This window comes from Enterococcus sp. 7E2_DIV0204, assembly GCF_002140855.1.
GTDB classification, from domain to species: domain Bacteria; phylum Bacillota; class Bacilli; order Lactobacillales; family Enterococcaceae; genus Enterococcus_L; species Enterococcus_L lemimoniae.
In genome coordinates, this window is the sequence record NZ_NGKY01000001.1 from 197182 (window position 1) to 204264 (window position 7083).

Below are 7083 nucleotides of genomic sequence, written 5' to 3' on the forward strand. Positions count from 1 at the left end.
TTTTTTCCTATGTAAGCTGAAAAAAACTAGTTCGTTAGTGGTTCTTTCAGCTAAAAAGCAAGCTGGTGAAGATCTCACCAGCTTACTAAAGTACTTAAAGATTATTCAGCAGCAGTAATTTTCCAAGTTACAGTAGCAGTATAATCCGCTACAGCCATGTTTGAAGCAGTTGCTGCAGGAATTGTTAATTTCACAGAATTTGCATCAGTTCCAACAGTACCTACTGTTGAAGAAGAACTTTGACCAAATTCCATTACATAACGTCCTTTTCCTTCTTTGTTAGCTTTGTCTGCAACAACGACTGGTTTTGCATCGTTCGCTGCTTCTGTTAATTGGAAACCAGTTTGAACGTTTGAAGGAACAGCGTTCGTATTATCACCTTGTGCTGCAGCAAGTCCATTGCTGAAGTCAATTGTTGAACCAGATAATACGTTTGCTCCTGATGTGAATTGTTTTGTTAATTGTGCTGTGATTGTATAACCGAAAACGCCTCCAGCACGAACGTCAGCCCATTGTACATAAGCACCACGTTTTGTTGTTCCACCGTTAAATGTCATTGGTTTTGCAAAGCTTGTTACTGCATTTGCAGATGTTTCAACTGACCCAAAATCTAAATCGGTTGTTTTCTCAATAACTAATGATCCTGAATCTGGATTTGTATTTTCACCCGGTGATTCTGGATCAGGTTTTGGTAATTTATCCCCAGGTTTTTCTGGATCGACTGTTTCAGACCCACCACCACCGGCAGTACCTTCTGTAACTTTTACTGTACCTTCTGAAGTTAGTTCAGTTGGTGCTGCGAATGCAGGTGTTGCCGCTCCTAAAACCGTTACTCCTAAAATTGCTACTAATGTTGATGCACAAAGACTTCTTGCTTTCATATTGCTATTCCTCCTAATTGTTTGTGTGTTTTTTTATTAAGGCAACTTGGCTAATATCCAAGTTATCTCCGTTTGGTATTCTACCGGATGAATCTTCGTTGCTTCCGGTATACTTAGTGTGATTGCTGAATTGCTATACACTGGTTTACTATAAATACTGTCTATCACTGGTTTTCCTGCTTGATTTACTACAGGTGTCAGTGTTACAGGTTGATCGCTAGAATTCGTCTCCGATGCGCCAAAAGCAATGGTCCAAATGCCTTTACCGCTTCCTGCTCTGGCAGTTGCGACTTCGTATGCTGAACCAATTGAATTTAGCGCGATCGTTTCACGCATCACGGTTGGGGCTTCACTAGTACCACTTGAATTGGCCCATCCTTTATCTAACGAAAGAACCGCGCCTTTTAAATCCTGCTCACCCGTTTCTTGAATGATGGGATTGGTAAACTGATAGTTTTGTTTGACTTGTAACGTCCACCCAGACGATTCTGCTTGTTGATCTGTAATTTGAATGTAACTACCTCTAGGGCCTGTTTCACCAAAAAATTGCTGCGCAAGCGCATGATAGGTCCGTCCATTTTTAGAAATTTTACTTTCACCAAAATCAAGAGCAGAAACATAGTCAATACGAAGGGGGCCTTCGGTTGAAGGACTATCCCCTGGATCAACAACATTCCCTGGATTTTCAGGGTCAACAGGATTTGTCACCACACTTCCCTTGATACTAACTGAGCCTGATTGATCAAGCGTTTCAGGGGCAGCTTGGGCAATGATGCCTGTTTCGCTGGCTAGAACCAAACTGGCAATTGCTAACGACCAGATACCGATTTGTGTTAACTTCATTTTTGCTCCCCCTTTCTACGTTTTCGTAAAAAGAGAAGCAGTGCCAGTAGGATTAATATCCCTATGCCAAAAATGCCGTAGTGTTTCAGCAGCTCACCCGTACTGGGAAGATTTTTTCCAGCTGGTTTCGCTGTTGCACTTGGTGTTGTCGGTTTCTGTGAACTTGGTTCAGTACTGGTAGATGAATCGGTTGGTTCGGTCGATTCTTCGTAAAACGAAATCTTACCACCTCGATTGACCTGGCCACCTGTTCCTTCATTGGCACTTGCACTACTTGAGTAACTAAAAATACCTAGCAACACAACCAGAGAGCAGACGATTAATTTTGTTGTTTTATGTTTCATTTTCCACTCTCCTTTATGGTTGTCCGGCCATGACTTTCCACGTAATTACGCCGACATAATCTCCTGTATACACTGTATCAGATGAATTGATTTGTAATTTTATCCCGTTAGTATTGGCCGTTTTGCCCCAACTGTCACTAACATCAAAGCTACCTGCAGTGCCTTTACTATTGGTATAAACGACTTGTGCATTCGTATTTAAAATCGTTTCCTTACCATCTGCAACATAGCGTAAAGCATTGACTAATTCTTGGCCGCTGCCGTTTTTCATCGGTGTTGTCAGTGTAGCCGTCAAACGCCAACCATTGGCAGCATCTGCCCGAGTATCTGTAACAACTAGTTGTTTATCAAATTCTGGGTCTTCTACTCGTTTGGTTGTTGCATTATAAGCGAGCGAGCCAAAGTCTAAAGCACTTGGTACCGAGGTCAAACTCAATACGCCTTGCAATTTGTATTGAACCGTTAGTGCAGTATTATTGATCTTCACCGCAGTTTCATTTGCTGGTCGTTCGGCAATATCATACCCGGCTTTCGTTAGATTCGTAAGTTGTGTGGTAACACTTTCTTCTTTTGTTAAGTCAATCGTATCTCCGACTTGGGTATTTAGTTTAACGGTATACCCAGGTAACACTTGGTTTGCTTCATTTAAGAATTCAACAGATAATACGGCATCGACATCCACAACAGTTACTTGGATCGTTGTTGTGATATCTGTAGGTAATCCTGAATCAGCTGCTTTTACCGCTAATGTTACAGTGTAGGCTTTTGGTTGAAGTTGACTCACATTATTTAAGCCGCCAAAGTCCGTTACCGTGACAAATTGAGTCAAATCTGTTTTGATTCCATTTGTCAGTTTATAGGCTTCTGGTTTACTATGCTGTAGGATATAATTCTTTAATTCTGTTTCTGATAAATTACGAATATCTACATACGATGCTTCAAAATCAGAACCTGAAACACCTGAAGCCTGGTCATAGACAACTAACGTTGACTCAACGACTTTGGTATTCGGCGCTGGATTTCCATCAGCATCAACCGCCTTGTCAGATACATTGATCTGTACCGTATGTGTTCCTGGCGTATTCGCTGCTGTTTCTGCCGTAGTAGGATCCGTATAGGCATAATCAAAACCAGTATTGACTGGACTTGTATCACTAACCTCTTTCACCATGTCTTTTGCTGCAGGCAAAGGATCACCCTTTGTCATATAATAAGTCACCGGTGAAGCTTTCGGTGGTGTTTTATCCAAGACTGTTTGTGTCACTTCCTCTGCTTTTAGATTCGCAAATCCGTAAGCATGAATGACACTTCCAGCTGTAAAATAATGCCCTGCTGGTACAGTTACGGACCAATTCCCTGCCGCATCTGATTTCGTTGTAAAATTCGCACGGTATTCAGCTGGAGTAGACGTATCTTCTACAGGTGATTTTACGCTATCTGTTGATGGATCAAAGGCTGCCGTGATCGAGTTGTTGACTGGTACATCCCAGATACGGATATAGGCATTTGGAATCGCATAGCCAGATACAGTGGTCGAACTGTTATTGCCCCGATTATCGGTTGCAATGCTATGAATCGCAATATTTGGATCTGGCACTCGGGTAAAGAGAACTCGTTGTTGTCCTCTCGTTGTAAAATTCGCGTTAAATCTAGTCAACGTTTCATTTGTCATCGCATTAGATGCTGTGATCGTAGGATTAAAGCCACTTCCATAAGCTAATCGCATATTACTCATAGGAATGTACTCATACGTATACCCATTATCGCCATCAGCTCCGCCAGCCACATTATTTAGTGACCATTGGAAGACGTTTTGAACTGAAACATCTAGGTTTCCTTGAGACCAAATCAAGCCATTATTTGTCGTTGTTCCACTGGTCAAGGCTTTGTTTTTTTGCAGATTCACGCGTTTTGCATCTGAGAATTTAAAGGTTGATGATGCGCCACCCATTCGTAATAAATATTGCGTGATAGACGTGCTGTCGCTTTGAATATCAAACGAAGCATTCGGTTGAACGATAAAGGTTGAGTTATTTGCAACATAGAATAAATCTGTTGTGCTGGCCCCCATATTTACCCCTTTAACATTTAAGTTTCCTGAAACGTTAATGGAACCACCATTCATGTAAATTGGATTATAGTTTATATCATTGTTTCCCGTTCCAGAATAGGCATCTGTTTGGATATTGACCGTCGCATTTTTTCCAATATTTAACTCAGATGTGGCAGATCCTAAATAGACAGCACCACCGAATGTTCCGTGATGGTTTAAAATGTCAACGGTAGAGCCTTCACCAACGGATAATACACCGCCTGAAATATTCAAGTTGGTATTATAGTATTCGGCGGCAGTTGTTTGATTGCCACGTTCCAATTTTAGTTTTACATTTTTACCGATTTCAAAACTACCTGATGGAATGTAAAGAACGTTTGATCCAAGTGAAGAAATATAAACATCTGCATTATCTTCTACAACAGCTGTGGAAATCGCTAAACTTCCTTGTTGGTAATTATTCACGTTCCATGTACGAATCGTTGTCCCGTCTTTTCTTACAGAAGTCCACGTACGTTGTTGTTCTAAATGGACTTTGTTTTTCAGGGTTAAATTGGTTTGTTGCGACTCTAAAAACTGTGTTCCATAACCAGTATAATTGTCCATGGTCATCTTTCCACCATTGGCACCATTGTTGAAAATCATTGCGCCCCAATAATTACCATGGTAAACCGTCATATTACTAAATTGGATATCCCATTCTTTTGACCCCAAGTTATTGTAGACTAAAAAAGAAAAACAAAGTGAACCAAAATCTAGTGTGTAATTGTTTCCATTCACTTTAACAGTTCGTGCATTACCTTGTAACTGGAAATACATGTGTGACTCACCACCAGAAGCTATACCAATCGATGTTGTTGAAGTCACATTTTGCGAGTACCGTAAATATGGACTATAAATGAAGTAACTGGATGAATACGTTGGTGCAGTTGTATAGATATCATTTAACAGTTCTACATTTGTTACCCATGGATCATTTAGTCCAATCGTGTAACCTAAAAAGTCAGTCACATTTCTCGTATTGGTAGCTGAGGTAAGATCATAAGAAATATTCGCGTTACTTCGAATCGTTCCTGTCAATCCATTCGCAGCGCTCTCTGTTGCCGTATACGATGAAATATAAAATGGGCCGGAATAGTTTGAAGAACTCATATTAATGTTTTGAAATTTTAAATCCCAATAACCAAAAATAGTGCCTGAACTTCCTGATACATAACTCGTTTGATTCAAAAAGCCTATCGCTAAGTTACCAAAATTAAAGTTATGACCATTTCCATCAATCGTTAGTGAGCGTGCAGTCGCATTTTTATTGATATATAAATAAACATTTTGCGCACTGGTTAAATCAACTGAACTAACACTAAATAAATCCTTATAGTTATTTAACGTGCCTGACAGTGTAATATCATTTTGTATCGAAATAGTATTCACGGTGTTATCTGCGATCGCCTCAACAAAACTTTGCCAATCTGTTACTTCTGCTGTTCCAGCAGCACGGCTGCTTAATGCTCTCGGCTGAGCGAGATCTAAACTGGCAGTAGCTTGGCTATTGTCCGTATTCTCTTTCGATTCTTTGACGACAACTTTTAACTCTCCTTGACCAACACTATTTGCTTCATCGGTCAATGTCAGTGAATAGTCGCCACTTTTTTCTGCTAATAATGCTAATTTCAGGGAAGATTGAGTACTATTCACTGTGATAGTCAACATCCGCGTTTCTTCATTCCAATTAAAAACAGGAAATGCTGCTTTTGGGTCTTCCTGTAAAAGCATGGCTCTTTCTTCTGCTTCATTAAACTCTATTCCTTCTGGAAGACGAATTTGCCAATCTTTTTTTGACTCACCCAAATCAGTTGATGGACTACTCTCATCAGACTTCTTTAGCTCGTTTTCAGCTCTTGTGTCAGAGATCTTTATATGAAATACTTCATTTGCATAAAGTTCCTCTTCAACAGTTGTCAACGAAATCGGTGATTTGGCAAAAATCTTACCTGTAGAAGAATGCAGCTGTGAAAACATAGCTAAAATAAGGATCGAAAGAATGGCTATGCTCATTCCAACTAATTGAAATTTTCTTTTTTTAATCATTTCATTCATTTTCCCTCCTGCCCCATTAGTTTATAAAGAATGTTCTCAGTTTCTTCACCTCCTTCAAGCTTGATTCATCCCAACATTGTTTACCTGTGGATTCAGTGCTAATTTGTACCCGATTGTCCGAACTGTTTTGATGAATTTCGGCGTAGTGGGGTCTTCTTCTATTTTTCCTCTTAAATGGAATATGATATTACTTACTCGATACTCTTTTTTCTCAGCACTTTCGTTTTCCCAAATATGTTGGTAGATTTCTTCATAGGTCAATGCTTTATCGTGCTTATTATGAAGCAGTTCTAAGACTTTAAATTCTAATTTGGTTAAACTGATTTCGACTTTTCCTTCTTTTAAAACACTGAGATTTTCTGGAAGTAGTTCTAATAAGGGTTCTGCCGTTGATCTCGTCTGTAAAACGTTAGGTTCTTCCTTATTCTCAATCCGTTTTATGATATTTGAAAATTGTAAAACAAACTCATCTTCATAAACAGAGACACCGTCTGCACCTAGTTGTAGGTAAATTTTCTTTTTGGTTTTTGTTTCTTCATCATTTTCAATCAACAATACCCAAATCAATTTATTTAATCTCGTTCTTAACTCCAGAATATTTTTGCAAATACTAGATAAATCACTCATCGTAGATTCTTCAATAATAAATGCATCTACATTTGCTAGTTCAGAACCTACATTTTTGACTTGTAAAATTGTAACCTCATGACCTAAGCTCACCAATTCTTTGGTATAATCCAATTCAGGTTGAGACGAATCTCGAAAAATACCGATAGTGTACATTGCAGGTACCTCCTACTAAATTTATATCCAGAACTAAAAAACTTTCTTAGTGTGCATTCAAAAGCAAAATACTATTGAAGAC

5 protein-coding genes are annotated in these 7083 nt (G+C 39.2%); all 5 read right to left on the minus strand.

Annotation, left to right across the window (positions count from 1 at the left end; genetic code table 11):
* Positions 1–101 precede the first annotated feature (101 nt).
* From A5819_RS00995 to A5819_RS01015, 5 genes are read right to left on the minus strand one after another with little or no spacing between them, the layout of a single operon-like run.
* Positions 102–881 (minus strand): WxL domain-containing protein, encoded by a 780-nt coding sequence (locus A5819_RS00995; RefSeq protein ID WP_086280939.1) that lies wholly within the window; start codon positions 879–881, stop codon positions 102–104.
* Between the two features lie 36 nt (positions 882–917).
* On the minus strand, positions 918–1724 hold the full coding sequence (locus A5819_RS01000) for a WxL domain-containing protein (RefSeq protein ID WP_086280936.1): 807 nt from the start codon (positions 1722–1724) through the stop codon (positions 918–920).
* Complete coding sequence (locus tag A5819_RS01005; RefSeq protein WP_086280932.1) at positions 1721–2068, minus strand: LPXTG cell wall anchor domain-containing protein; 348 nt, start codon at positions 2066–2068, stop codon at positions 1721–1723. The genes A5819_RS01000 and A5819_RS01005 overlap by 4 nt, the downstream gene beginning before the upstream one ends.
* A gap of 13 nt (positions 2069–2081) precedes the next feature.
* Complete coding sequence (locus A5819_RS01010; protein WP_086353011.1) at positions 2082–6218, minus strand: pectate lyase-like adhesive domain-containing protein; 4137 nt, start codon at positions 6216–6218, stop codon at positions 2082–2084.
* 54 nt (positions 6219–6272) lie between these two features.
* Positions 6273–7001 (minus strand): winged helix-turn-helix domain-containing protein, encoded by a 729-nt coding sequence (locus A5819_RS01015; RefSeq protein ID WP_086280927.1) that lies wholly within the window; start codon positions 6999–7001, stop codon positions 6273–6275.
* Between the last annotated feature and the right edge of the window lie 82 nt (positions 7002–7083).